Here is a 24243-nt window from a genome sequence, read left to right as displayed (position 1 = left end):
CTGCCGGAACATGGCATAACAACACGCGACTCTTAACGTCGCCATAACACATGCAAACAGGGAGACACACCGCAATGCACACCCTCACCCTAAAACGCGTACTTGGGTTCACTATCGTCATTTTGCTGTTACTGGCGCTGTTTATCTGGGGAATCGGTCTGGAGACGCTGAAAGCGCGTCAGGTCGATCTGCTGTATCTCGGACAACGGCATTTGATGCTGGTCTTTACGTCCATGTTTTTTGCTTTACTGGTCGGTATCCCGAGTGGGATTTTACTCAGCCGTCCTGCGGCAAAAGGATTTGCTGAATATGTCATGCAAATCTTTAATGTTGGTAATACCTTGCCGCCACTGGCCGTCCTGGCCTTAGCGATGGTGATTATCGGGATCGGCGATACGCCCGCCATTGTCGCGCTATTTCTGGCTTCTCTTCTGCCTATCGTCCGCAATACCTATGCGGGCCTCTGTTCCGTTCCCGCCTCACTGATTGAAGCGGCGAACGGGATTGGGATGACAAAATGGCAGCGGCTTCGTCAGGTAGAGCTACCTAATGCGTGGCCAGTGATGCTGTCCGGTATTCGCATCGCGACCGCCATCAATGTCGGCACCGCGCCGCTGGCCTTTCTGATCGGCGCCAGCAGCTACGGCGAGCTGATTTTCCCGGGAATTTATCTCAACGATTTTCCGACGTTGATTCTCGGCGCAACGGCCACGGCGTTATTCGCGCTGATTCTTGACACTCTGCTTGCCTGGTTTGGGCGACGCCTTAGCCCTCATACCGTCTGAACGCATAAATAACAATAAGGAGCGTTAAATGAGATTCAAAAAACACCTGTTGGGATGGCTTGCCACAACGCTGTTGTTCAGTAGCCAGACGCAGGCCGCGCCGCTGGTTCTCGCTACCAAAAGCTTTACCGAGCAGCATATTCTTTCCGCTATGACCGTTCAGTATTTGCAGAAAAAAGGCTTTCAGGTTCAGCCGCAAACCAATATCGCCGCGGTGATTTCACGTAATGCGATGGTGAATAAACAAATTGATATTACCTGGGAATACACCGGTACATCGCTGATTATTTTCAACCGTATCGATAAGCGCATGAGTCCACAGGAAACCTACGACACGGTAAAACGCCTGGATGCGAAGCTGGGCCTGGTATGGCTCAAACCGGCTGACATGAACAATACTTACGCGTTCGCGATGCAGCGCAAACGCGCCGAGTCGGAAAATATCACCACCATCTCGCAAATGGTGGCAAAAATCGAACAGGTCCGGCAGAACGATCCTGACCACAACTGGATGCTCGGTCTCGATCTGGAATTTGCCGGGCGCAGCGATGGGATGAAGCCCCTTCAGCAAGCCTACCAAATGCAGCTTGATCGCCCGCAAATACGACAGATGGACCCAGGGCTGGTCTATAACGCCGTTCGGGATGGGCTGGTTGACGCCGGGCTGGTCTATACCACCGACGGACGGGTGAAAGGGTTTGATCTGAAAGTGCTGGAAGATGATAAAGGCTTCTTTCCAAGTTACGCTGTCACGCCCGTGGTGCGTAAAGAGGTGCTGGAAGCCAATCCTGGCCTTGATGACGCCTTAAACACCCTTTCCGGCCTGCTCAATAACGATGTGATATCGACCCTAAACGCCCAGGTCGATATCGAACATCGCACGCCGCAACAGGTAGCCCATCAATTTTTGCAGGACAAAGGTCTGCTGTAAGGAGCGCCTATGGATACGATACATTATATGCTGGATAACGCAGGCTATCTCGCCAGCCTTACCTTTCAGCATCTCTGGCTGGTCGCGCTGGCCGTCGGTCTGGCGATTATCATCGGCGTACCGTTAGGCGTTTTGATTGTACGCCACAAATGGCTGGCAACGCCGGTACTGGGCGCCGCCACGCTACTTCTTACCATTCCGTCTATCGCGCTGTTTGGGTTAATGATCCCGCTCTTTTCGCTGATCGGGCATGGTATTGGCGTTCTGCCCGCCGTGACGGCTGTTTTTCTCTACTCTTTACTGCCGATTGTCCGGAATACCCATACTGCGCTTGATAGTTTGCCGCCCGGTCTGCGTGAAGCGGGACGCGGCATCGGTATGACTTTCTGGCAACGGCTGCGCTGGGTCGAAATCCCAATGGCCCTACCGGTTATTTTCGGGGGTATCCGCACCGCGGTAGTGATGAATATCGGCGTGATGGCGATTGCCGCGGTGATCGGCGCTGGCGGTCTGGGGCTGCTACTGTTAAACGGCATTAGCGGCAGCGATATTCGCATGTTAATTGCCGGCGCGCTGATGATCTGTCTACTGGCGATTGTGCTTGACTGGCTGTTGCATCGTCTGCAAGTCGTACTGACACCTAAGGGGATACGATAATGATAAAACTGGAAAATCTCACCAAACAATTTGTACAGAAAAAGGGTCAGCCGCTAAAAGCCGTCGACAACGTCAACCTGAACGTGCCGGAAGGCGAAATGTGCGTCTTACTCGGTCCCTCCGGCTGCGGCAAAACCACCACGTTAAAGATGATCAACCGGCTGATCGCGCCCAGCAGCGGTAATATTCTTATCAACGGCGAGAATACCAACGATATGGATACGGTAACGCTACGCCGCAATATTGGGTATGTTATCCAACAGATCGGCCTCTTTCCTAATATGACGATTGAAGAAAATATTACCGTTGTGCCGCGCATGTTGGGTTGGGACAAAGCACGCTGCAAGCAACGCGCCGAAGAGTTGATGGACATGGTGGCGCTGGATGCCAGAAAATTTCTGCATCGCTATCCAAAGGAGATGTCCGGGGGACAGCAACAGCGTATTGGCGTGATCCGCGCTCTGGCCGCCGATCCGCCGGTACTGCTGATGGATGAGCCCTTCGGCGCGGTGGACCCAATTAACCGCGAAGTGATCCAGAACCAGTTTCTGGATATGCAGCGTAAGCTAAAAAAGACCGTGATGCTGGTCAGCCATGATATCGACGAAGCGCTAAAGCTCGGCGACCGTATCGCCGTGTTCCGTCAGGGACGAATTGTACAGTGCGCCAGTCCTGATGAACTGCTGGCCAAACCGGCTAACGAGTTTGTCGGGTCGTTTGTCGGTCAGGACAGAACGTTAAAGCGTTTGCTACTGGTCTCCGCAGGCGATGTTACCGACCAACAGCCAACCATTACCGCGCGGCCTTCCACGCCGTTAAGCGAGGCGTTCGGCATTATGGATGATCACGATATTCGCGCCATTACCGTCATTGACAACGACGGTAAGCCACTGGGATTTGTGAAGCGACGGGAAGCGCGGAACGCCAGCGGAATCTGCGCCGATATCACCCATCCTTTCCGTATTACGGGCAAAGCGGAAGATAACCTGCGTATTGTGCTGTCCAGATTGTACGAAAGTAATACCAGCTGGATGCCGATCGTTGATGAAGACGGACGCTATAACGGTGAAATCTCTCAGGATTACATCGCCGATTATCTCAGCTCAGGCCGCACTCGTCGGGCGCTAAATATTCACGAAAGCAGCTAACGTTGCCGCCGGATGGCCTCTCGCTATCCGGCAATATCATTATTGTACGCAATATTATATCGCACATAGTGCTTTTGCGTCTGACGCCATTTCCCCGCAGAATAGGCTATCCTGAAACTCCCTGTTTACCTGCTCATGCATCGTTTACACGCTTACCCGGATCTGCGCGCGATGTTTCGTCGCCTGCTGATCGCTACGCTCATTGGTATTCTCGCGGCGCTGGCTGTCGCCGCCTTCCGTCATGCGATGCAATTGCTGGAGTGGATTTTCCTGAGTAATGACACCGGCAGTCTGGTGAATGCGGCTGAGGGGCTTTCGCCCTGGCGACGGCTGATTACGCCAGCGCTTGGCGGCCTGGCCGCTGGTCTGTTGCTGTGGGGGTGGCAAAAAATGAACCAACAGCGCCCCCATGCGCCCACTGACTATATGGAAGCATTGCAAACCGACGGGCAATTTGACGTTGGCGCCAGTCTGGTGAAATCGCTGGCCTCGCTGCTGGTCGTGGTCAGCGGCAGCGCAATTGGTCGCGAAGGCGCAATGATCCTCCTCGCCGCGCTGGCGGCATCCAGCTTTGCCCGACGCTTCACGCCGCGTGAGGAATGGAAATTATGGATCGCCAGCGGCGCCGCTGCAGGCATGGCGGGCGCTTACCATGCGCCGCTGGCGGGCAGTCTGTTTATCGCGGAAATCCTGTTCGGTACCTTAATGCTGGCTTCCCTCGGCCCGGTTGTCGTTTCCGCCGTCGTCGCCCTGCTAACCACCCATGTATTAAACGGTAGCGATTCACTACTCTATACCGTACATCTGACCGTTGATCTCCACGCGCGGGAGTACGTCATGATAGTCAGTACCGGCCTGGTCGCCGGTCTGTGCGGCCCGTTGCTGATGTGGCTGATGACAGCCAGCCATAATAGTTTCTTACGTTTAAAACTGTCGCCGCCCTGGCAACTGGCGTTGGGCGGGCTTATTGTCGGATTACTGTCGTTACTCACGCCCACGGTATGGGGAAACGGCTATAGCGTCGTACAATCATTTCTGCTCTCCCCACCGCTATTCTCGCTGATTGGCGGAATTTTTGCGTGCAAAATCCTGGCGGTGCTCGCCAGCAGCGGGTCTGGCGCGCCGGGCGGCGTCTTTACGCCAACATTATTTGTCGGATTATCAATTGGAATGTTTCTGGGTCGGATATGGGGATTCTGGCTGCCAGGCTCGAATGAAATAGCGATTTTATTGGGGCTGGCGGGTATGGCGACGCTACTGGCGGCGACAACCCATGCGCCGATAATGTCCACCCTGATGATTTGTGAAATGACCGGCGAGTATCAGTTACTCCCCGGTCTGCTGATTGCCTGTGTAGTCGCGTCAGTGCTCTCGCGAACGTTACGCCATGATTCTATCTACCGCCAGCACGCTGCCGAGCATTGATAAACGAATATACTGCCCCAGCTCACGCTGCTCGGCGCGCGGCAGGTACGGTAACTCGCCAATCAGCGGCGCTGGCAGTTTTTTCCCAAGCACATCAATAATTTCAGCATAATGCGCCAGGCCAGGATTGATACGATTCGCCACCCAGCCAATTAATGGCAGTCCATCGTTAGCGACAGCTTGCGCAGTCAGTAGCGCATGATTAATGCACCCCTCCTGAATCCCTACCACCATCAATACCGGTAACTGTTCCTGTACCACCCATTCGGACAATGGACGTAAATCATTCATCAAACTACGCCAGCCGCCAGTGCCCTCCACAACCACGTGGTCCACTTTATCGCTCAGGCTCGCCAGACCGTTGGACAGCAAGGTGTAATTTATAGGACAGCTATGCGCGACGCTGCTTTCTTCTTCGCTTAACGCGATCGGATTAATCGCCTCATACGGCAACTCCAGCGAAGAGACGCTTTGCAATACCAGCGCATCTTTGTTGCGCATCCCTTCTGCAGTCTCTTTGCTCCCTTTAGCGACAGGTTTATACCCTGCAACGCTCTTACCACTCGACGCTAACGCTTGTAGTAATGCGCGGGAAACCACCGTCTTCCCAACAGAAGTGTCTGTACCTGTAATAAAGAAACGCTTCAGCATCACTAACTCCACCGTTATGCTTCGAAAATATAAGCCAAGAAAATAATACAGTGGAGAAAGTCTAAGATATGGCAAGGGCAATCAGCTTGAGTTAGCGCAAATTTTTGTACAACAGTTAAAAAATGTTAACCCTGTAATAGACGAATCAACAAAGAGCCGTTATACATCGCGTCTTTTACCAACGCCGCCCCGGCCATCGTGCCCTGGTTGGTAAACTGCGTGCTTTCCACTACCGTATTCCTACTGTAGGCGGGCAGCGCCTGCTGACGGATACTGTCAGCAATGGCCGGAAAAAGGATATCAGCCGCTTTACTTAGCGGCGAACCAATAAGAATTTTTTGCGGATTAAATAAATTCACCATGATAGCCAGAATGCGTCCGACATGCGCGCCAACGCCGCTAATAATATCTTTTGCTAATAGATCTCCCTGCATCGCCGCCTGACACAGTGAATCTACCGTTAACGGCTGGCCGTGCAACATTGAACTCATCGACTGATTAAGCCGAAGCTGCGTAAGTTCCAGCACGCTATCGACGCTGGCGATGGTCTCCAGACAGCCATGATTACCGCAATAACAGCGCTTACCATAAGGATCGACCTGGGTATGCCCAATCTCTACCAGACTGCTACTGCCCGCATGAAGCAAATGACCGTCGGTGATAACGCCCGCCCCCACATTATGATCAATCACCACCTGGATAACGTCGCGCGCGCCGCGTGAAGCGCCAAAAAGCGCCTCTGCCATCGTCCAGGCGCTAATATCATGCTGAATGTAAACCGGTACGCCGGTGTGCCGCTCCAGCGCATCTCCCAAAGGCATCTCTTTGACGTCTTCATAATACGGCATCCGGTGCACAACGCCGTTTTCGGTATCGATAATGCCCGGTAACGTAATGGCAATGGAGGTCAGACGCTCCAGTTTCTGCTGATGGCGGGTAAAAAACCGATCAACGTGCGTAATAATTCGCTCAAGCAACGGCGTGGCTTCGGTTAACGGCAGCGGCAGACACTCTTCTACCACCAGTTTGCTGCTAAGATCGCGCAGCGCAAGGAAAATTTCGCCACGGCTAATACGAATAGATAAATAGTGCCAGGCCTCCGTTTCCACCATCAGCCCGACGGCGGGACGTCCGCGACTGCCCGCCTCTTTAATTTCAAGTTCCTGAACCAAATGCGCTTCCAGCATTTCGCGAACAATTTTCGTAATACTGGCAGGCGCCAACTGCGCCAGACGAGACAGGTCAATTCGCGATACCGGTCCGAGCTGATCAATCAGGCGATACACTGCGCCAGCATTGGTCTGCTTAATTTGATCGATATGCCCAGGCTGACTATCAGCAACCACCGCTCACTCCCTTTATTTTCGCGCTCCGAAATAATCTGTGTGCTATGGTGAAACACTTCAATACTCGCCGTCAACTTTTTGCTTAGCCGTGTGATTAACTGCACATTTTCACCCTTTTTAAGCGTAATTAATCCCGTCGGGCAGCCAGTAATAGCAGTTGGCAAAACCGCTGTACGGCATGACTCTGTTCATGATGCTTTGGCCATACCAGCCACATTTCAGATACGGCGTCCTCTTCTGCTAGGGGAACCCAGCGCATCTCGCTCATCTGTACACGCTTAAAGGATGCCGGCAGAATCGAGACGCCCAGTCCCGCCGCCACCAGACCGATAATGGTCATTGCCTCGCCAACCTCCTGCGTGATGGTCGGCGACAGATTATAGCGCCGCATCAGGCCGAGAATATCGTCGTAGAGGCCCGTCCCGACATGCGGATCGAAAAAAACGAAAGGTTCTTCCGCCAGTTCTGTCAGACTGACGACCGGCTTTTGCGCCAGCCGATGTTCGCGCGGGATCATGGCCATAAGCGGCTCATGCAAAATCACCTCGCGATTAAGTGTGTCGGGCAGCGGCGTATTCCGCAGCAAGCCAATATCCAGTACGCCTTCGTTGAGCGGCGCGATTTGCTCACGCGTATTCATTTCACGCGTTTGCATATGCACCCCCGGATAGGACTGGCGGAACAGCGAAAAGGTATGCGATACCGCCCGAATAAAAGGCGCTGAAGACGTAAAGCCAATACGGATTTCACCCGCTTCGCCCTGATGCAGCCGCTCGGCGCGAGCGGCGGCGTCGTTTACCAGACTCAGGATGTGTCGGCTATCCACCAGAAACTGTCGCCCGGCGGCGGTTAACGCTACGCTGCGGTTGGTCCGCGCCAGTAATCGCGCGCCGACCTGCTGCTCCAGAATTTGTATCTGCTGACTCAGCGGCGGCTGCGAGATATTGAGGCGCGCGGCGGCGCGACCAAAATGCAGCTCTTCTGCTACCGCCACAAAGTAACGTAAATGACGTAATTCGATATTCATATTTTTAACGTCTTATTTGAGACAATTAATATATTAGACAGAATATTTTGCTTTTTCTATGCTTTACATGTCGGTTCTACCCGTCTCCAGTTGACGGAGATGTAAAGCAAGGATTTAACGTGAGTCGTACAACTATTCTCGATGACGCCACGGCGAGCGATATCGATGAACAACGCCATTCTCAGCCGGTTCAATTTATTAAACGCGGTACAGCGCCTTTCATGCGCGTCACGCTGGCTCTTTTTTCCGCGGGCCTGGCGACTTTCGCGCTCCTTTATTGCGTTCAGCCTATACTACCGGTACTTTCCCAGGAATTTGGCGTCTCCCCCGCCAGCAGCAGCGTTTCACTTTCTATTTCTACCGCCATGCTGGCTATCGGCTTACTTTTTACCGGCCCGCTTTCTGATGCGATAGGCCGTAAACCGGTGATGGTCACCGCCTTGTTATTAGCCTCCTGCTGCACATTGTTATCAACCATGATGACCAGCTGGCATGGTATTCTGATTATGCGTGCGCTGATCGGTCTGTCGTTAAGCGGCGTCGCCGCGGTGGGAATGACCTACCTGAGTGAAGAAATCCATCCCAGCTTTGTCGCTTTCTCTATGGGGCTCTATATTAGCGGTAATTCCATCGGCGGGATGAGCGGGCGTTTATTAAGCGGCGTCATGACCGACTTTTTTAACTGGCGCATCGCGCTGGCGGCCATCGGATGCTTTGCGCTGGCGTCCGCGCTGATGTTCTGGAAGATTTTACCCGCCTCGCAACATTTCCGTCCCACGTCGCTACGGCCTAAAACGCTATTTATTAATTTCCGTCTCCACTGGCGCGATCGAGGGTTACCTCTGCTGTTTGCGGAAGGCTTTTTACTGATGGGCGCGTTCGTCACCCTGTTTAACTACATTGGCTATCGCCTGATGCTCTCCCCCTGGGAATTAAGCCAGGCCGTGGTCGGACTGTTATCCGTAGCCTATCTCACCGGCACATGGAGCTCGCCGAAAGCTGGCGCAATGACCTCACGCTATGGCCGGGGGCCGGTGATGCTGTTCTCTACCGCAGTAATGCTGGGTGGGCTTTTACTGACGCTTTTTACCTCGCTTTGGCTGATTTTTGCCGGGATGCTGCTTTTTTCCGCCGGCTTTTTCGCCGCGCACTCCGTGGCCAGTAGTTGGATTGGCCCGCGTGCGCGCCGGGCGAAGGGACAGGCCTCGTCACTTTATCTTTTCAGCTATTATCTGGGGTCCAGTATCGCCGGGACGCTAGGCGGCGTATTCTGGCATAGTTACGGCTGGAACGGTGTAGGCGGTTTTATCGCGCTAATGCTGGTGCTGGCCATCCTGGTCGGGACGCGGTTACATCATCGTCTTCACGCCTGAAAAGAAATAATCCGGCGATAGCAACGTGCGCTATCGCCGGGCTGGTTTCACGCCATGACTCACTGTTCACCATAGACCTGTCAGGCTTGATACGCCCATAACTTCTCTGATTGCATCCAGCGCCAGAAGCGTAAATACCCCCCAGATTATCGGATTCATATACGGTGTGCCTGTTATTCTGGAGGGCGGATATTACCGACTCTGCGACCAAAAATAACGGCCGGTAACGTAAAGCTACCTATTATGGTGGGGGCTGACATCACGTTACTGGGGGATTGTACATAGCGTTACATGCCGAAACCAATCACTCACGGAAGCCTTTTGATAACAGCGATATAGTCATTTCACCGGCCCCGCAGTGGGGTTGAATGAAAACCAAATCGAGGGTATCAAAATGAAAAAAGTATTAGCTCTGGTTGTTGCCGCTGCAATGGGTCTCTCTTCCGCAGCATTCGCGGCTGAGACTGCGGCGCCTGCGAAAACCGCAGCGCCTGCCAAAACAACCCAGACCACCCAGCACCACAAAAAACAGCATAAAAAAACCGTTGAGCAAAAAGCGCAGGCGGCTAAAAAGCACCAGAAAAAAGGTGGTAAAGCGCCAGCCAAAACCACGTCAAAACCAACTACTCAACCGGCTGCGTAAGTCGTAACATGCTGCGGCGCGCCCCCGCGCCCGTTTTTACGGCGCTAAATTGTTCTGGTTTAGCGCCGCCTTTCGGGAGGGCAAAAAAGTGTCTCGCTACCGCTTTGAGCTCATTCTTATCGTGCTTATTTTATGCGCCGTTATTGCCACGCATTTCTATCTTTCCTGAGTGTAGTTATCTGATTTTACTCCCACTTTCTTACCGTCACGTCTATAGTAGTACTGAGGGTTTGTTGTTAATAATCATAATTACCCACCAGAGTGTGATATGCATAAAACCATTGCTGTATTACTGGGCATAGTGTGTTTTTTACCGGTTATGGCGAAAGCCAGGGGGGCTGAAACAGACGCTACGGATGCCAGCGACGTCAAAACGCTTTTTTTTAACCATGACGATCGGGTGCCCGTCGCCGATCCTACCCAATCGCCGTGGGATGCCATCGGGCAACTAGAGACCGCCAGCGGTAATTTGTGTACGGCAACGCTTATCTCCCCGCATATCGCCCTGACAGCAGGTCACTGCCTGCTAACGCCACCGAAAGGAAAACCAGACAAGGCGGTTGCGCTGCGTTTTGTGGCGCGAAAAGGAGTATGGCGCTATGAAATCCACGGCATTGAAGGCCGCGTTGAACCGTCGCTGGGCCGACGCCTGAAAGCGGATGGCGATGGCTGGATTGTGCCGCCTGCCGCGGCAAGCTGGGATTTTGGTCTGGTAATATTGCGCTACCCACCTTCCGGTATCACGCCAGTGCCTTTATTTACCGGCGATAAAGCGGCGCTCACTGCGGCGTTGAAAGCCGCAGACCGAAAAGTCACGCAGTCCGGTTATCCGGAAGATCATCTGAATGCGCTCTATTCCCATCAGGATTGCGTCGTGACCGGCTGGGCGCAGAATGCCGTACTCTCACACCAGTGCGACACGTTACCTGGCGACAGCGGCTCGCCGCTCTTATTGCACACGGATAGCGGATGGCAGCTCATTGGCGTACAAAGCTCCGCCCCTGCGGCTAAAGATCGCTGGCGCGCCGATAACCGCGCCATATCCGTCACCGGCTTTCGCGATAAGCTGAAAGCTCTGGCGCAGGATTAATGCGGGAATCGCTGCCTGACCGGCAGCGATCGTCTCAGGCAAATTTGATCATGACCATTCCGGCGAGCAGCAATATCACGCCAACCCAGCCTTTGGGATTTAAGCGCTGGCCGAAGAGCACCCAGCCCGCCGCCAGCGTGGCGGCAATACCAAAACCGCCCCATAGCGCATACGCCACCGACAGGTCTATCCCTTTAACCGCCTGGGAAAGCGCGCTGAAGGCGGCCAGAACAGCGGCAAGCGATAAGATGCCATAGCATTTACGGCGAAAGCCGTCCGAAAATTTCAACAGTACGTTAGCCGCGATTTCCAGCATTATTGCCAGCCCAAGCCAGGCGCCGTGTATCCATTCAAATTGTTGCACGAGTCGCCTCCTTCACCGGTTTGCCGGGTTTACGCGTCCCTGATTTGATCAATACGATGCCGGCGACCAGCGTCAGCAAGCCGGCAATCTTCATGGTTGATAATGCTTCATCAAATAGCAGCACGCTAAAAATGGTAATAAATAAAATGCCGATCCCTTCCCATAAGGCATACGCTACACCCAGGGCAATCTTTTTTACCGCAAAAGAAAGAAATATATATGACAGCGTGATCATCACCAGCATTAAAATAAAACCCGCATTGCCATTACCCACGCTAGCCCATTTCATTGAGAGCGTGCCGGTAATTTCAGTCGCGATAGCCAGAGCTAATAAAATCCAGTAAAACATGACACTTCTCCTGCATGAGAATATACTCTTTCAAGTCTGCTGCACGCAGCAAACTAAAAAATAAAATCAGTTAGCACAGCGCATTGCGCCAGCTCAGGCAGAAGTGAGAGACTAAAGTGCGTTACGCCAGTGCTGCTCGCCGATAAGCAGGAAAAAGGAGGTAGAGTGAAGATGCGTTTGCGTGGAGAAAAAAGCGCTGAACATATTGTCCATAATATTACAATTATCCGCAGTGTTGCTTCTCGTCATCGCGGATGATAATTGTCCTCGGTAGTTGAACACGCCTGATTTGTATCATAAGCCAGGAATTAACTCAAAATATTTTCACTTCTTTACCTGAAGTGTTTGATTTTAACCAGAACAGGTCGACCGACATCACATTATTATTCGTGTCGGCATCAGAAAACAGGGACTGATATGGCAAAACCGATCATCACGCTCAATGGTCTAAAAATCGTCATTATGCTGGGAATGCTGGTAGTTATTCTGAGCGGTATCCGCTTCGCCGCAGATATCATTGTTCCCTTTATTTTGGCGTTATTTATTGCAGTCGTTCTCAATCCCGTTGTGCAACGGATGACCCGATGCCGAATTCCGCGCGTTATCGCCGTATCATTGCTCATTGTGATTATTGTTATGTTAATGGTACTGCTACTGGCCTATTTGGGGACATCATTAAATGAACTGGCTCGTACCCTACCGCAATATCGCTCCTCATTGGTGATACCGTTGCAACGTATTGAACCGTGGTTACAGCGAGCAGGCATTGGCGTGTCGGTTGATGAGCTGGCGAAATATATCGATCCAAACGCCGCCATGACTCTGGTAACGAACCTGCTCACCCAACTGTCCAATGCCATGTCGTCCATCTTTTTATTGTTATTGACCGTGGTATTTATGCTGCTGGAGGTTCCACAACTGCCTGAAAAACTGCAGCAGATGATGAGCCGTCCGGTGGAGGGCATGGCGGCAATTCAACGCGCGCTTGATAGCGTTTCCCATTATCTGGTGTTAAAAACAGCGATCAGTATCGTGACGGGGCTGGTCGCATGGGGAATGCTGGCCGCGCTGGATGTCCGCTTCGCCTTTGTCTGGGGTCTACTGGCCTTCGCGCTGAATTATATCCCTAATATTGGATCGGTGCTCGCTGCCCTGCCGCCCATTATTCAGGTGCTGGTATTTAACGGGTTTTATGATGCGCTGCTGGTGCTGGCAGGCTATCTGCTGATTAATCTGGTCTTCGGCAATATCCTTGAGCCACGAATCATGGGACGTGGTTTAGGCCTTTCAACCTTAGTGGTATTTTTGTCGTTAATTTTCTGGGGCTGGTTATTAGGTCCGGTGGGCATGTTGCTCTCCGTTCCGTTAACCATCATTGTCAAAATCGCCCTCGAACAGACCACCGGCGGGCAGAGTATCGCCGTTCTGCTTAGCGATTTAAACAAAAGATAAAATGCAATACATACACAAAATCATTCAAGATGCCTCGCGGCGGCAAGGGAAGAAATCCCCGGGAGCATAGATAACGATGTGACCGGGGTTTCTGAGCGCAGCCAACAAAGAGGCAGCTTAAAGGATGAAGTTTATAAAAACGGCCTCCGAAGAGGCCGCCGCACGTTTAAAAGATTAAAGCGCTTTCAGAATTGCATCCACGCTGGCTTTGGCATCGCCAAACAGCATTTGCGTATTCTCTTTAAAGAACAGCGGGTTCTGCACACCAGCATAACCAGTATTCATTGAACGCTTAAAGACCACGACATTCTGTGCTTTCCACACTTCGAGAACCGGCATACCGGCGATCGGGCTGCGGGGATCGTCTTGCGCCGCCGGGTTCACCGTATCGTTCGCGCCAATTACCAGCACGGTATCGGTATCGGCGAAATCATCATTGATTTCGTCCATCTCCAGCACGATGTCATAAGGCACTTTCGCCTCCGCCAACAGCACGTTCATATGCCCCGGCAGGCGACCCGCCACCGGATGAATGCCGAAACGCACCTTGATACCGCGTGCACGCAGTTTTTCGGTGATTTCCGCCACCGGATACTGCGCCTGCGCCACCGCCATCCCGTACCCCGGCGTAATAATGACGGAGTGGGAGTTTTTCAGCATCTCAGCGGTCTCTTCCGCCGTGATTTCGCGATGTTCGCCAGCTTCCTGATCGTCGCCCGTTGAGGAGCCGTCAGTACCGAACCCACCAGCAATAACGCTGATGAAAGAGCGGTTCATCGCTTTACACATAATGTAAGACAGGATCGCGCCTGACGAACCGACCAGCGCGCCGGTCACAATCAGCAAATCGTTGCTCAACATGAAGCCAGCCGCCGCGGCAGCCCAACCGGAATAGGAGTTCAGCATTGAAACAACCACCGGCATGTCCGCCCCGCCGATAGAGGCGACCAGATGCCAACCAAACGCCAGCGCGATAATGGTCATCAGCAGCAGCGCCAGAACCTGTAGACCCACGCTTTCGGTACGAACAAAAACCAGCAGCAACAGGAAAGAAACAACCAGCGCCGCCAGGTTCATTTTGTGACGGTTAGGCAACATCAACGGCTTAGAAGAGATTTTGCCGCGCAGTTTACCAAACGCTACGATCGATCCAGTGAAAGTGACTGCGCCAATAAAGATACCGAGGAAGACTTCGGTCAGATGGATATTCACCAGCACCGGCGCCAGACTGGCGTCATGGTACAGATAGCTGTTAAAACCAACCAGTACCGCCGCCAGGCCCACGAAACTGTGCAGAATCGCGACCAGCTCCGGCATCTCGGTCATCTCAACTTTTTTCGCCATGCGGATGCCAATCGCGCCGCCAATAATCATGGCGACCAGAATCCATGCCACGTTGCCGGTATCCGGCCCAAAAATGGTCGCCAGCAACGCGATCGCCATCCCGGCAATACCGAAGTTATTCCCCTGGCGGGACGTTTCATGCTTTGAAAGCCCGGCAAGACTGAAAATAAACAGGATCGCGGCAACAATGTATGCAGCTGTAACTAATCCTCCAGACATGTGTTACCCCTTAGTTTTTCCGGAACATTTTCAGCATACGCTGAGTCACGGTGAAGCCACCGAAAATATTAATGCTGGCGATAAGCACCGCGATAAAGCTCAGGAAGCTGACCCAGCCGCCCTGACCAATTTGCAATAATGCCCCGACAACAATAATCCCTGAAATTGCGTTGGTCACCGACATTAATGGCGTATGAAGCGCATGAGACACGTTCCACACCACGTAATAACCAACCACGCAGGCGAGCGCAAACACGGTAAAATGGCCGAGGAACTCTTTTGGCGCGACATCGGCCAGCCAGCCAAAAAGAATGATCGCCAGCGCCATTAACGCATACTTCCGCCAGGGTGAAGCGGGCTTTTCCGGCTCTTTTGGCGCAGGTGCTGCTTTAGGCGCGGCCTGTGGCTGCGCGGAAACCTGGATTGGCGGCGCAGGCCAGGTAATGTCGCCGTCGCGAATCACCGTCACGCCACGGATCACGACATCGTCAAAATCCACGTCAATATTGCCGTCTTTCTCTTTGCACAGCAGCTTCAGCAGGTTAACCAGGTTGGTGCCATAAAGCTGGGATGACTGCGTCGGCAAACGCCCCGGTAGATCGGTGTAGCCAATCACTTTCACGCCATTGTCCGTCGTCACAACCTGATTGGCGACGGTATATTCGCAGTTACCGCCATTCTGCGCGGCCAGGTCGACAATCACGCTGCCGGCCTTCATAGAATCGACCATATCGCGGGTAATCAGCTTCGGCGCAGGTTTGCCCGGAATCAACGCGGTGGTAACGATGATATCGACCTCTTTGGCCTGGGCGGCAAAGAGCGCCATTTCCGCTTTGATAAACGCCTCGGACATGACTTTGGCGTAACCATCGCCGCTACCGGCTTCCTCTTTAAAATCCAGTTCGAGGAACTCAGCCCCCATACTCTGGACCTGCTCTTTGACTTCAGGACGAGTGTCAAACGCGCGGACAATCGCCCCCAGGCTGTTTGCCGCGCCGATAGCCGCAAGACCGGCTACACCCGCGCCAATCACCATCACCTTCGCCGGCGGCACTTTCCCGGCGGCGGTGATTTGCCCGGTAAAGAAGCGCCCAAATTCATGCGCGGCCTCTACAATGGCGCGATAACCCGCGATATTCGCCATTGAGCTTAACGCGTCGAGCGACTGCGCGCGGGAAATACGCGGCACGGAGTCCATCGCCATCACCGTGACCTTACGTTCGGCAAGTTTCTCCATTAACCCAGGATTTTGCGCAGGCCATATAAAACTGACCAGCGTAGTCCCGGGGTTCAGTAAAGCGATTTCATCTTCTTCAGGCGCATTAACCTTGAGAATAATTTCCGACTGCCAGATAGCATTGCCGTCTACAATATCCGCGCCAGCCTGCGCAAACGCTTTGTCGTCAAAACTTGCCAGTTGACCCGCCCCGCTTTCGATAGCGACGCTAAACCCCAGCTTCAGTAGCTGCTCTACCGTTTTCGGCGTCGCAGCGACACGGGTTTCATTGGGTAACCGCTCTTTTGGTATGCCAATTCGCATAAATGTTCCCTTCCATCGGTATTTTTGATGATGGTTTGTCAGTAAGCGCGAGAAGCGTACGCCTGCCCGCGTTTGAGGTAAATGTTACCCCAGCAGAATAAAACCGTTACAAACTCTCTATAACCTACTGAAAATAACGCCTGTGATCTAGCGCCAAAAAACATAATTTTTTATCAAATTTGCAAAACATGAACGATTCAGCCGCTAAGCAGCCATAATGCCTTGAAAATGGCCTGCGAGGGCTGATAATTCGCTCAAATTTGACAGTAAAACATCATTAAACCACTGTCGATATCAAGAAATTAACATTAAATTAACTTATTAAATTCATGCGCTTCATGAGCTTAGCCGCCCGGACGCCGTTTTTTTCGACATATCGGTAAATGTTATCATCAAAGATAGGATACATGACACGATGCGTGAAAAATCCCGCAGACATCCATATGGTTTAAATGCAATAATCAGCCACGTTTCTAGTCAATAACAATACCAGTACCTGGTTTGCGCAAGGCGAAGGATTATTTTTATGAAGCTTAAGAACACTCTCCTGGCGTCGGCACTGCTTTCTGCGGCTGCTTTTTCTGTCCATGCAGCAACAGAACTGACGCCGGAGCAAGCGGCTGCACTAAAACCTTATGACCGCATCGTTATTACCGGTCGTTTTAATGCTATTGGCGATGCGGTCTCCGCCGTGTCCCGCCGCGCAGATAAAGAAGGCGCAGCCTCCTTCTATGTTGTCGACACCTCGGAGTTCGGCAACAGTGGTAACTGGCGTGTTGTGGCGGACGTGTATAAAGCCGACGCGCCGAAAGCCGACGCGCCCAAAAATCGTGTCATTAATGGCATCGTGGAATTACCGAAAGACCAGGCCGTACAATTAGAACCGTATGACACCGTCACCGTTCAGGGCTTCTACCGTAGCCAGCCGGAAGTTAACGATGCCATTACGAAAGCGGCGAAACAGAAAGACGCATACGCTTTCTATATTGTTCGTCAGGTGGATGCGAATCAGGGCGGAAACCAGCGCATCACTGCATTTATCTATAAACAAGATGCGAAAAAACGCATCGTCCAGAGCCCGGACGCTATTCCGGCAGACTCTGAAGCTGGCCGCGCCGCGCTGGCTCAGGGCGGCGAAGCTGCGAAGAAAGTCGAAATTCCAGGCGTCGCTACGTCAGCCTCGCCGAGCGCCGAAGTAGGCCGTTTCTTCGAAACGCAATCCACCAAAGGTGGGCGTTACACTGTCACACTTCCGGATGGCACAAAAGTTGAGGAGCTGAATAAAGCGACGGCTGCGATGATGGTGCCTTTCGACAGCGTTAAGTTCACCGGCAACTACGGCAATATGACAGAAATCTCCTACCAGGTCGCCAAACGCGCGGCGAAGAAAGGCGCTAAGTATTATCATATTACGCGTCAGTGGCAGGAGCGCGGCAATAACATCACCATCAGCGCCGACCTCTATAAATAAGGCGCGCGTCGCCATCAGGCTTTCTCGCCGGATGGCGGCATACCTGCCTTATCAGGCCTACACGATCGTTCAACGGCAGGCCTGATAATCCACCATCCGGCACTTTCTCGCGGGATGCCCGTTCCGTCAAATATCGCGATGAATCTCACTTTTCGCTTTTTTGGCGATAAATCTTATCCAGGCCGTTGCATGCGGTCCCTTCTCTCCGTAAAATCCCGCGCCTTAGTGGCTTTCACCATTTTTATGCGTTTTGCCATAATAATTATTCTTCCAATTTCATTTTTATAGCTGGATACCAATGGAAAAAAAACTGGGACTGAGCGCGCTGACCGCGCTGGTTTTAAGCTCAATGCTTGGCGCAGGTGTTTTCAGTCTGCCCCAGAATATGGCCGCCGTTGCCAGTCCGGCTGCGTTGTTAATTGGCTGGGCCATTACCGGCGTGGGGATACTCTTACTGGCATTCGCCATGTTAATCCTCACGCGCATTCGCTCCGAGCTTGACGGCGGTATCTTTACTTACGCCCGCGAAGGCTTCGGCGAACTGATTGGCTTTTGTTCTGCCTGGGGCTATTGGCTGTGCGCGGTCATCGCCAACGTATCCTATTTGGTTATCGTTTTTTCAGCGCTGAGTTTCTTTACCGATACGCCTGCGCTGCGTCTGTTTGGCGACGGTAATACCTGGCAGGCTATTGTTGGCGCTTCAGTCCTGCTCTGGATTGTCCATTTCCTCATCCTGCGCGGCGTACAAACGGCAGCCAGCATCAATCTGGTCGCGACTCTGGCGAAACTGTTGCCGCTCGGCGCGTTTATTGTGCTGGCTATCATGATGTTCAAACTGGATACCTTCACACTGGACTTCACCGGTGTTGAACTCGGTATTCCCGTATGGGAACAGGTCAAGAACACCATGCTTATTACGCTGTGGGTGTTTATTGGCGTTGAAGGCGCCGTCGTCGTCTCGGCCCGAGCGAAAAATAAACGCGATGTAGGCCGCGCCACGCTACTGGCGGTACTCGCAGCGCTGGGAATATATCTCCTGGTCACTCTGCTTTCTCTTGGCGTTCTTGCGCGTCCGGAACTGGCGGAGATGCGCAACCCGTCGATGGCCGGACTGATGGTAAAAATGATGGGGCCGTGGGGAGAAATTATTATTGCGGCGGGACTGATTGTGTCTGTCTGCGGGGCTTATCTAAGCTGGACTATCATGGCGGCGGAGGTGCCGTTTCTGGCGGCAGCCTATAAATCCTTCCCGGGCATCTTCGCGCGACAAAATGCGCAAGGCGCGCCTTCTGCGTCGTTATGGCTCACCAATATCTGTGTGCAAATCTGTCTGGTACTGATCTGGCTTACCGGTTCAGACTACAACACGCTATTGACGATTGCGTCAGAAATGATTCTGGTGCCCTACTTTCTGGTCGGCGCATTTCTGCTGAAGATTGCAACGCGTCCCCTCCATCGGGCGGTCGGTATCGGAGCCTGTATTTATGGCTTATGGTTATTATATGCGTCGGGCCCTATGCACCTGCTGCTGTCCGTCGTACTGTACGCGCCTGGATTACTGGTTTTCCTGTATGCGCGTCGGACGCACAAGCATGACAATGTATTAAATCGTCAGGAAGTCGTGCTGATTGGTTTATTGCTGGTCGCGGCGGTTCCGGCTACGTGGATGCTGGTGGGTTAACAACCTCCCCATCGTAATATCCGTCTGTATTACGATGGGGAAACCACGGTCTTTGCCAATATTAATGCCATTTAATCCAGCAAAAAATCAGCAGCCACGCGCTTAGCCCCCAGCAGACCACCGCACCGCCAAGCGCGACGGGCAGGCGCATCACGCCGCTGAAATACCATAGCGTTGCAAGATAAATGAAATAAGGAATGATCGACCACATGCTAAAGACGATGGTGGTACGCATCGCGTCGATGCCCCGCTCGCTGGCCACAATATAGTGCGCGATAAGCGCAAACGTTGGAAACAAAGGAATTAATCCGGCGATATAATAATTTTTCGTTTTTGACAGCAGACCAATCAATACGACGACCAGCGCCCCCAGGGCAGCTTTAATCACGAGTCCCATTACCTTGCCTTAACATGCTAATAACAACAGCGTGTAGCATAACGGAACCGCTCTCGTTTAGAAAAGATTTATGGAAGGGAAAACAGAGGCGGTGTATGTTGGCGTTTTCTATTCTCCATTTATAATATGAACCGCATTGTATTTGTTGAAGACGACGCTGAAGTGGGTTCTCTCATTGCCGCTTATCTGGCGAAACATGATATTGATGTCATTGTTGAGCCGCGTGGTGACCGGGCGGAGGATCTTATCCTCACCACTCAGCCCGATCTGGTTTTACTGGATATTATGCTTCCAGGTAAAGATGGCATGACGATATGCCGCGATTTACGCCACCGCTGGCAAGGCCCGATTGTCCTGCTCACCTCGCTGGACAGTGATATGAATCATATTCTGGCGCTGGAGATGGGCGCCTGCGACTACATCCTCAAAACCACGCCTCCGGCCGTTTTGCTGGCGCGTCTGCGCTTACACCTGCGGCAAAGCGAACAAACGCAACAGGCAAAAAGTCTTCAGGAGAGCGCGCTTACGCCGCATAAAGCGCTGCGTTTTGGCGCGTTAACCATCGATCCCCTAAACCGGGCGGTCCAGCTCAACGGCGATTTCATATCGCTCTCCACCGCCGATTTTGAATTGCTCTGGGAACTGGCGACACACGCCGGACAAATTATGGATCGCGACGCGTTGCTAAAAACGCTGCGCGGCGTCAATTATGATGGTCTGGATCGCAGCGTGGATGTGGCGATTTCCCGCCTGCGTAAGAAACTGCTGGATAGCGCTGCTGAGCCCTATCGTATAAAGACCATTCGCAATAAAGGCTATCTTTTTGCCCCTCATGCCTGGGACGAAACGACGGGATAAGTTAGCCGACAGATTTTACCTGCCTTTATCAAGTCATAGTGGCGATGCTCATCACCGCCACTGTTCAAAAAACAGACATTGTATACATGGATGCTATTTTTATTAGTCGGAACAGCCCCTTTATTACCGTTTTCTCTGCGTTGTGGTTCATCATTACGTCTTTTTCGCTCAAGAAAATTAAATTAAAAAAACTCGAAGCCAGTTCACAAAATTGATAACAGAATGTCTGCCCGCCGCTATATTGCCGTCTTTTTTCGCAAATTGTGAAATCAAACAAATCATAATCATGAATATATAACAAAAAATATATTCACCATAAATATATGCGTTTCCGACAGTAACTTTTGTATTAATTAATAACATATAAGAAAAGTTAGCATTTGCTGAAATAATATTATTCAGATTAGGATGCCTTTGATTCAACGAATCTGTAGAAGTTCAATCTTTTGCAAATAAGTTAAGTTTTTAAGGATAAAAAATGAAAAGAAAAGTATTGGCACTTGTCATCCCGGCTCTGCTGGCTGCTGGCGCAGCACACGCCGCTGAAATTTATAACAAAGACGGCAACAAACTGGACCTTTACGGGAAAGTAGACGGCCTGCACTATTTCTCTGATGACTCTTCTAAAGATGGCGATCAGACCTATATGCGTGTCGGCTTTAAAGGCGAAACACAGATTAACGACCAACTGACCGGTTACGGCCAGTGGGAATATAACGTTCAGGCTAACACTACCGAAGGCGAAGGCGCTAATTCCTGGACTCGTCTGGCATTCGCCGGCCTGAAATTCGGCGACTACGGCTCATTCGACTATGGTCGTAACTACGGCGTCCTGTACGACGTAGAAGGCTGGACCGATATGCTGCCTGAGTTCGGCGGCGACTCCTACACTTACGCTGACAACTACATGACCGGTCGTGCTAACGGCGTGGCCACCTACCGTAACACTGATTTCTTCGGTCTGGTAGACGGTCTGAACTTCGCGTTGCAATATCAGGGTAAAAATGAAAGCCAAAGCGCTGACGATGTAAATATCGGTACCAATAACCGTAATGATGGCGACGATATTCGTTACGATAACGGTGATGGCTTCGGTATTTCTACTACCTATGATATTGGCATGGGCTTCAGCGCAGGCGCTGCGTATACCACTTCCGATCGTACTAATGAGCAAGTCAATGCAGGCGGCACTATTGCTGGCGGCGACAAAGCGGATGCCTGGACAGCTGGTTTGAAATATGATGCCAACAACATCTATTTAGCGACTATGTATTCTGAAACCCGTAATATGACGCCTTATGGTAAAACGGACGCGGGTTATGCTGGCGGCGTAGCAAACAAAACGCAAAACTTCGAAGTTACAGCCCAATATCAATTTGATTTCGGTCTGCGCCCGGCGGTTTCTTTCCTGATGTCTAAAGGTAAAGATCTAACCTATAACAACGTTAATGGCGATGATAAAGACCTGGTTAAATATGCTGATGTAGGTGCTACCTACTATTTCAACAAAAACTTCTCCACCTATGTTGATTATAAAATCAACCTGCTGGATGATGACGACCAGTTCTATAAAGATGCCGGTATCAGCACTGATGATATCGTCGCGCTGGGTATGGTTTACCAGTTCTAATTATTCATTAATTCTTCTCAAGCCCGCCGTTTCGGCGGGCTTTTCTTTTTCTATCACCACCGTTCTAAAAACAGAACGCACTGTTCCCTGGGCACAGATTGAACAATTCTTGTTCGCTCTCTATGGTTTGCTTATCGCCCGACAAAAGGAACATGCTAATGATCAGTCTCGTCCCGTCTCTGATTTCCAGAACCGCGCTTCTCTTTCTGCTCACGGCCACAGGCGCAGCCACCGCCGCCCGCCCGGCAGCGGATATTATTTTGCATAACGGTAATATCATCACTCTGAATGATGCCCAGCCGCAGGCCAGGGCGCTGGCGATTTCCGGCTCGCGGATTGTGGCGATTGGCGATGATACGGCGACAAATGAATGGCGCGGCGACCATACCCGTACCATCGATTTACAGGGTAAAACCGTGATACCCGGCCTGACCGATACCCACATCCACGCCATTCGCGGCGGACAAACCTGGACATTCGAAACCTACTGGTACGACAGCCCTTCGCTTAAAGACGCGCTGGATAAATTACGCGCCGACGCTAACCGTCGTCCCCACGATCAATGGGTAGCCGTAGTGGGATCGTGGATACCGGCACAATTTGCAGAAAACCGGGCGCCGACGGTAGCCGAATTGAGCCACGCCCTTCCCAATCATCCGGCTTATATTCAGTATCTTTACGACTATGCGTTAGTGAATCAGCGCGGTATAGACGTACTTGGCCTTAACGACACCCCTCCTCCTGATTTAGCGGGAATCCGCGTAGAGCGCGACACAAAAGGTAGCGCCACGGGGAAATTATTTGGTGACATCGCCGCGTTTAACCAGCTTTTTGCCAGCATAAGTAGTAACGCCGATCGCGAGGGCGGTCTGCGACAATTTTTCGCTGATATGAACGCTCGCGGCGTGACCGGCATCATTGACCCCTCTGCCGGGCCTGCCGCCGCTTATGAGCCTTTATTTGCAATGCGAAACCAAGGGGATTTACCGCTGCGCGTGGGGTATCGCATTCCGGTACAGCCGGAAGCGAAAGGTCATGAAGCGCAGTGGTTCAGCAACCTGATGGCCTTTCGCCCGGCGCGTGCCGATGACGGGCAACTGGCTTTTCTTGGCCTGGGGGAAAGCCTGGTGGCCGGAATGAATGACGGCGTGCGGATGGCCCCAGGATTTTCTTCCTCAGAGCAGGATAAAACCGCGCTTCGCCAGGTCGCGACGTTTGCGGCAAAACGGGGAATACCGCTTGAGATCCACGCCTATACCGATGACAGCGCCGACGCGATATTGACGATTTTTGAGCAGGTAGCGCAGCAGTACGATCTGCGTCCTCTCCGCTGGTCTATTGCGCATCTGAATACCGGTTCGCCACAGACGCTTGAGCGAATGCGTAAGCTGGGCCTGGCATACACTGTGCAAATGGGGCCTTACTTTGAGGGGCTTGCCATCCGTGACGCCAATCCACCCGGCGCGACGGACAATTCGCCGCCGGTTCGACTGGCGCTGGATAAAGGACTTGTGGTAGCTGGCGGCACCGATTCGACGCGTATTGGCATTGCCGGTGTCTGGCACGCTATCGAATATCATATCACCGGTATAGCGTCAGGCGGTTCCGTGCGTAAACCCGCCAGCGAGCGGCTCACGCGTCTGGAAGCGCTAGCGTTATATACACGTCATGCCGCCTGGCTCGCCTTTGCCGAACAACACCGGGGCCAGCTTAGCGTCGGAAAACAGGCCGATCTGGCGGTACTCAATCAGCCATTTATGACGATGCCGGAAGACAGAATTGATACCATTCGCGCTGTTTTGACGCTTGTCGATGGACGCATTGTTCACGAAAGTCCGGACCTTAACGCCGGACAATGAGGT

General features: G+C 52.3%; 23 protein-coding genes. 14 read left to right on the top strand and 9 right to left on the bottom strand.

Annotated features, from left to right (window positions below; translation table 11 throughout):
• Positions 1 to 74: 74 nt before the first annotated feature.
• From osmY to clcB, 5 genes are all read left to right on the top strand, one after another.
• A complete protein-coding gene (gene osmY / locus ACLJZ5_RS01065) occupies positions 75 to 785 on the top strand; it encodes an osmoprotectant ABC transporter permease OsmY (protein ID WP_000557304.1) in 711 nt (236 codons plus the stop codon).
• 28 nt (positions 786 to 813) lie between these two features.
• A complete protein-coding gene (gene osmX, locus ACLJZ5_RS01060; protein WP_001211196.1) occupies positions 814 to 1716 on the top strand; it encodes an osmoprotectant ABC transporter substrate-binding protein OsmX in 903 nt (300 codons plus the stop codon).
• Positions 1717 to 1725: 9 nt separating this feature from the next.
• Complete coding sequence (gene osmW, locus ACLJZ5_RS01055; protein ID WP_000379677.1) at positions 1726 to 2373, top strand: osmoprotectant ABC transporter permease OsmW; 648 nt, start codon at positions 1726 to 1728, stop codon at positions 2371 to 2373.
• A complete protein-coding gene (gene osmV / locus ACLJZ5_RS01050) occupies positions 2373 to 3521 on the top strand; it encodes an osmoprotectant ABC transporter ATP-binding protein OsmV (RefSeq protein WP_000593093.1) in 1149 nt (382 codons plus the stop codon). The genes osmW and osmV overlap by 1 nt, the downstream gene beginning before the upstream one ends.
• Before the next feature lie 135 nt (positions 3522 to 3656).
• Positions 3657 to 4946 carry a voltage-gated ClC-type chloride channel ClcB gene (clcB, locus tag ACLJZ5_RS01045; RefSeq protein ID WP_031617772.1) on the top strand — a complete coding sequence of 430 codons (1290 nt, stop codon included), beginning with the start codon at positions 3657 to 3659 and terminating at the stop codon, positions 4944 to 4946.
• Here the strand turns inward: clcB and bioD are convergent.
• The 3 genes from bioD to ACLJZ5_RS01030 form a co-directional block, all read right to left on the bottom strand.
• A complete protein-coding gene (gene bioD, locus ACLJZ5_RS01040; RefSeq protein WP_000919233.1) occupies positions 4902 to 5597 on the bottom strand; it encodes a dethiobiotin synthase in 696 nt (231 codons plus the stop codon). The genes clcB and bioD overlap by 45 nt on opposite strands.
• Before the next feature lie 125 nt (positions 5598 to 5722).
• The gene (mlc, locus tag ACLJZ5_RS01035; RefSeq protein ID WP_000225094.1) at positions 5723 to 6943 is read right to left on the bottom strand and encodes a sugar metabolism global transcriptional regulator Mlc; all 1221 of its coding nucleotides are present in this window, start codon (positions 6941 to 6943) and stop codon (positions 5723 to 5725) included.
• A 127-nt stretch (positions 6944 to 7070) separates the two neighbouring features.
• Positions 7071 to 7970: a LysR family transcriptional regulator gene (locus tag ACLJZ5_RS01030; protein WP_001019577.1), complete on the bottom strand. Its 900-nt coding sequence runs from the start codon at positions 7968 to 7970 to the stop codon at positions 7071 to 7073.
• A gap of 119 nt (positions 7971 to 8089) precedes the next feature.
• Between ACLJZ5_RS01030 and ACLJZ5_RS01025 the strand changes: the two genes are divergently transcribed.
• Positions 8090 to 9343 (top strand): MFS transporter, encoded by a 1254-nt coding sequence (locus tag ACLJZ5_RS01025; RefSeq protein ID WP_000091796.1) that lies wholly within the window; start codon positions 8090 to 8092, stop codon positions 9341 to 9343.
• Between the two features lie 66 nt (positions 9344 to 9409).
• Here the strand turns inward: ACLJZ5_RS01025 and ACLJZ5_RS01020 are convergent, their stop codons facing one another.
• The gene (locus ACLJZ5_RS01020) at positions 9410 to 9502 is read right to left on the bottom strand and encodes a KPN_01571 family protein (protein WP_023218294.1); all 93 of its coding nucleotides are present in this window, start codon (positions 9500 to 9502) and stop codon (positions 9410 to 9412) included.
• A gap of 235 nt (positions 9503 to 9737) precedes the next feature.
• Here ACLJZ5_RS01020 and asr point away from each other — a divergent pair, with 235 nt between their 5' ends.
• On the top strand, positions 9738 to 9986 hold the full coding sequence (gene asr, locus ACLJZ5_RS01015) for an acid resistance repetitive basic protein Asr (protein WP_024798371.1): 249 nt from the start codon (positions 9738 to 9740) through the stop codon (positions 9984 to 9986).
• Between the two features lie 268 nt (positions 9987 to 10254).
• A complete protein-coding gene (locus tag ACLJZ5_RS01010) occupies positions 10255 to 11076 on the top strand; it encodes a trypsin-like serine peptidase (RefSeq protein WP_000549649.1) in 822 nt (273 codons plus the stop codon).
• 34 nt (positions 11077 to 11110) lie between these two features.
• On the opposite strand, the gene mdtI is transcribed toward ACLJZ5_RS01010, so the two are convergent.
• Both mdtI and mdtJ read right to left on the bottom strand, forming a co-directional pair.
• Entirely contained in the window at positions 11111 to 11440 is a 330-nt protein-coding gene (gene mdtI, locus ACLJZ5_RS01005; RefSeq protein WP_001183821.1) for a multidrug/spermidine efflux SMR transporter subunit MdtI, read from the bottom strand.
• Positions 11427 to 11789 (bottom strand): multidrug/spermidine efflux SMR transporter subunit MdtJ, encoded by a 363-nt coding sequence (gene mdtJ, locus ACLJZ5_RS01000; RefSeq protein ID WP_000500278.1) that lies wholly within the window; start codon positions 11787 to 11789, stop codon positions 11427 to 11429. Before mdtJ ends, mdtI begins: the two co-directional genes overlap by 14 nt.
• Before the next feature lie 417 nt (positions 11790 to 12206).
• On the opposite strand from mdtJ, the gene ACLJZ5_RS00995 reads away from it, so the two are divergent.
• Positions 12207 to 13241 carry an AI-2E family transporter gene (locus ACLJZ5_RS00995; protein ID WP_001118268.1) on the top strand — a complete coding sequence of 345 codons (1035 nt, stop codon included), beginning with the start codon at positions 12207 to 12209 and terminating at the stop codon, positions 13239 to 13241.
• Between the two features lie 174 nt (positions 13242 to 13415).
• Here ACLJZ5_RS00995 and pntB read toward each other — a convergent pair whose 3' ends face one another.
• Both pntB and pntA read right to left on the bottom strand, forming a co-directional pair.
• Entirely contained in the window at positions 13416 to 14804 is a 1389-nt protein-coding gene (gene pntB, locus ACLJZ5_RS00990; protein ID WP_024798533.1) for a Re/Si-specific NAD(P)(+) transhydrogenase subunit beta, read from the bottom strand.
• A 10-nt stretch (positions 14805 to 14814) separates the two neighbouring features.
• Positions 14815 to 16344, bottom strand: coding sequence for a Re/Si-specific NAD(P)(+) transhydrogenase subunit alpha (gene pntA, locus ACLJZ5_RS00985; RefSeq protein ID WP_001219354.1), 1530 nt, complete (start codon positions 16342 to 16344; stop codon positions 14815 to 14817).
• Between the two features lie 526 nt (positions 16345 to 16870).
• Here pntA and ydgH point away from each other — a divergent pair.
• Both ydgH and ACLJZ5_RS00975 read left to right on the top strand, forming a co-directional pair.
• The gene (gene ydgH / locus ACLJZ5_RS00980; protein WP_000769292.1) at positions 16871 to 17815 is read left to right on the top strand and encodes a DUF1471 family protein YdgH; all 945 of its coding nucleotides are present in this window, start codon (positions 16871 to 16873) and stop codon (positions 17813 to 17815) included.
• A gap of 298 nt (positions 17816 to 18113) precedes the next feature.
• Entirely contained in the window at positions 18114 to 19496 is a 1383-nt protein-coding gene (locus ACLJZ5_RS00975; protein WP_000412353.1) for an amino acid permease, read from the top strand.
• A gap of 61 nt (positions 19497 to 19557) precedes the next feature.
• Here ACLJZ5_RS00975 and ACLJZ5_RS00970 read toward each other — a convergent pair whose 3' ends face one another.
• Positions 19558 to 19893 carry a GlpM family protein gene (locus ACLJZ5_RS00970; RefSeq protein ID WP_000524877.1) on the bottom strand — a complete coding sequence of 112 codons (336 nt, stop codon included), beginning with the start codon at positions 19891 to 19893 and terminating at the stop codon, positions 19558 to 19560.
• A gap of 126 nt (positions 19894 to 20019) precedes the next feature.
• Between ACLJZ5_RS00970 and rstA the strand changes: the two genes are divergently transcribed.
• From rstA to ACLJZ5_RS00955, 3 genes are all read left to right on the top strand, one after another.
• Positions 20020 to 20751 (top strand): two-component system response regulator RstA, encoded by a 732-nt coding sequence (gene rstA, locus ACLJZ5_RS00965; RefSeq protein WP_001080048.1) that lies wholly within the window; start codon positions 20020 to 20022, stop codon positions 20749 to 20751.
• A gap of 478 nt (positions 20752 to 21229) precedes the next feature.
• A complete protein-coding gene (gene ompS2 / locus ACLJZ5_RS00960) occupies positions 21230 to 22381 on the top strand; it encodes a porin OmpS2 (RefSeq protein WP_020839367.1) in 1152 nt (383 codons plus the stop codon).
• Between the two features lie 152 nt (positions 22382 to 22533).
• On the top strand, positions 22534 to 24240 hold the full coding sequence (locus ACLJZ5_RS00955) for an amidohydrolase (protein WP_077914000.1): 1707 nt from the start codon (positions 22534 to 22536) through the stop codon (positions 24238 to 24240).
• Positions 24241 to 24243 lie beyond the last annotated feature (3 nt).

Origin of the sequence: Salmonella sp. 5800, assembly GCF_046558195.1 — a bacterium.
GTDB classification, from domain to species: Bacteria; Pseudomonadota; Gammaproteobacteria; order Enterobacterales; family Enterobacteriaceae; genus Salmonella; species Salmonella enterica.
Note: the sequence above shows the minus strand (reverse complement) of the source record. Positions and strands in the feature narration are given on the sequence as shown.